5 protein-coding genes are annotated in these 2,065 nt (G+C 77.8%); all 5 read right to left on the bottom strand.

The genetic code is table 11. The features are described from left to right. Positions 1-161: 161 nt before the first annotated feature. Positions 162-890 (bottom strand): MnhB domain-containing protein, encoded by a 729-nt coding sequence (locus VR44_RS25845; protein ID WP_052713828.1) that lies wholly within the window; start codon positions 888-890, stop codon positions 162-164. Further along, complete coding sequence (locus VR44_RS47545) at positions 887-1,177, bottom strand: DUF4040 domain-containing protein (RefSeq protein WP_045949996.1); 291 nt, start codon at positions 1,175-1,177, stop codon at positions 887-889. The genes VR44_RS25845 and VR44_RS47545 overlap by 4 nt, the downstream gene beginning before the upstream one ends. Continuing rightward, positions 1,174-1,482 carry a monovalent cation/H(+) antiporter subunit G gene (locus VR44_RS47540; protein WP_052713827.1) on the bottom strand — a complete coding sequence of 103 codons (309 nt, stop codon included), beginning with the start codon at positions 1,480-1,482 and terminating at the stop codon, positions 1,174-1,176. Before VR44_RS47540 ends, VR44_RS47545 begins: the two co-directional genes overlap by 4 nt. Before the next feature lie 2 nt (positions 1,483-1,484). Beyond that, the gene (locus VR44_RS25830) at positions 1,485-1,817 is read right to left on the bottom strand and encodes an MrpF/PhaF family protein (protein ID WP_052713826.1); all 333 of its coding nucleotides are present in this window, start codon (positions 1,815-1,817) and stop codon (positions 1,485-1,487) included. After that, the coding region (locus VR44_RS25825) for a hypothetical protein (protein WP_045949995.1) at positions 1,814-2,065 on the bottom strand (252 nt) is incomplete at its 5' end. The genes VR44_RS25825 and VR44_RS25830, both read right to left, overlap by 4 nt.

The raw sequence follows: 2,065 nt of genomic DNA, 5'->3' as shown, positions 1-2,065 counted from the left end.
GTGGAGGCCTGCGAGGAGGATCCAGCCGGCGGCGAGGTAGGGCAGCGGGTCGGCGGCGGCCGGGCCGGTCACGGGGGCGGCCGCCAGATGGGCCGTGGTGGTCAGGTGGGCCGTGGTCAGGGGGGCCGTGGTCAGGTGGATCGCCGTCAGGTGGGCCGTCGTCATCCGGTCTCGATCTCCAGGGCCTGGTCGAGGAAGGCGGCGAGGAGCACGACGAGGGCGGAGCCCACCTCCACCCCGACCGCGGCGTTGAGCAGGGGCACGATGCCGCCGGAGGTGAGCTGGCCCAGCGTGCCCCAGGGCAGGACGTTCTCCAGGTAGGCCGAGCCCCAGGCCAGGCCGGCCAGCCCGAGGGCGGCGAAGGCCCCGGCCGCCATGGCGTCGGCGAGGTCGAGGACGGTCCGGGGGCGGACCGCGCGCAGCACCCGGTAGTCGGCCGCCAGGTAGGCGACGTGGAGTCCGGTGGCGAGGACCACCCCGCCCTGGAAGCCTCCTCCGGGGGTGAGCTGCCCGTGGGCGACGACGTACACGCCGGTGACCAGCGCGACCGGCAGCAGGACGGTGCCGGCGAGGCGGACGGTGGGCAGGACCCGGCCGGAGCGGGGGCTGACGACGTGTTCGTCTCGGGCCCGGCGCAGGACGATCGCGGCGCCGAGGACCGCGGTGAAGAGGATGAACTCCTCCCCCAGGGTGTCGAATCCGCGCTGGTCGAAGTTGACGGAGGCGACGGCGTTCGCGGTGCGGCGCGCCAGGGCCGTCGGGACGGCCCGGTCGGCGTAGGGGTGGAAGGGGCCGCCGAACGCGGGGAGGTGGCCGCAGGAGATCCCGTAGCAGAGGGCGACGGCGACGGCCGCGCACCAGAACACCGCGGTGCGCGCGGTGCGGCTCACCGGTCCCCGCCCCGGCCGCGCCGGCCCGCGCCCCCGTCCGTGCCGCCCTGCCGGCGGATCTTGCGGACGGTCAGCAGGATCAGCAGCGGGGTGACGACGGTGCCCACGGCCAGCTGGGACAGGGCCACGTCGGGGGCCTGGAGGAAGGTGAACAGGAGGGCGAGCAGCAGCCCGAGCTGGCTGAGCACGACGGCCTGGCGGACCGGGTCGGGGGTGCGGACGGCCGCCGTGGCGACGGCGGCGACCAGCAGCACCGTGAGGTCGACGAGGATGCCGGCGGGGGTCACGGCGGGGAGTCCCGGGGGACGCGGCCCTCGTCCATGGCGGTGGAGCGGCCCACGGCGAGGGTGGTCAGGGTGCCGCCCAGCACCATGAGCGCGGCCACGACCAGCAGTTTCCCCGCCTCCCGGCCGGGCCCGGCGGCCACGGCCAGGGCCAGGGCGCACAGCGGGGCGCCGAGGGAGGAGGCGGGCGACAGGGCGTGCAGCCGCGCGTAGGGCCGGGGCAGCGCGAGCAGCGCGGCTCCCGACAGCAGCAGGACGCCCGTCCCGGCGGCGAGCAGGACGAGGGCGCAGACCTCCCGGGGCTCCACCGTCACTCCCCCTGTCCGGACGTACCGGGCCCCTCGGCGCCCGGGGAGGGGCGGGAGTCCTGGGTGCGGCCCAGGACGCGGGCGAAGACCAGGACGCCGACCGGGCCCAGCACGGCCAGGACCAGGCCGAGGTCCTCGTAGCCGCTGCGGCCGAAGCCCCGTGCGGCCAGGAGCAGCGCGGCGGTGGCGGTGGTCCCGGTCAGGGCAAGGCCGGCGAGCCGCTCCTGGGGGGTGCCCCGGCAGCCGGCCACCAGGCCGGGCGGCAGGCCGAGGACCAGCAGGAGGGCGGCGGCGCCGAGCCAGACGTTCCACTGCTCCCCCGTGCCCCCGCTCATCCGCGGCCCCCGCTGGTCAGGGCCCGCTCCAGGGCGGTGGGGCGGCCGGGCAGGGTGTGGGCGAGGGCGGTGGCGCCGGGGGGCCGGAGGTCGACGACGTACAGCCCGGGGGTGGCGGAGAGCAGCCCGCAGGCCCAGGCAGCTCCACTGCCCGGGCGCAGGCGTACGGCGTGGAACCGGCCGGTGACCCGGCGGCCGCGCAGCACGCGCGCGGTGGCGGCGGCCAGCCTGCCGGTGTCGGTGAGCAG

Origin of the sequence: Streptomyces katrae, from assembly GCF_000966975.1 — a bacterium.
In the GTDB taxonomy this organism is placed as follows: domain Bacteria; phylum Actinomycetota; class Actinomycetes; order Streptomycetales; family Streptomycetaceae; genus Streptomyces; species Streptomyces katrae.
Note: the sequence above shows the minus strand (reverse complement) of the source record. Positions and strands in the feature narration are given on the sequence as shown.

What these genes read in the sequence shown, in the direction of transcription:
- VR44_RS25830 (WP_052713826.1), bottom strand. Translation starts at nt 1,817, where the DNA reads ATGAGCGGGGGCACGGGGGAGCAGTGGAACGTCTGGCTCGGCGCCGCC.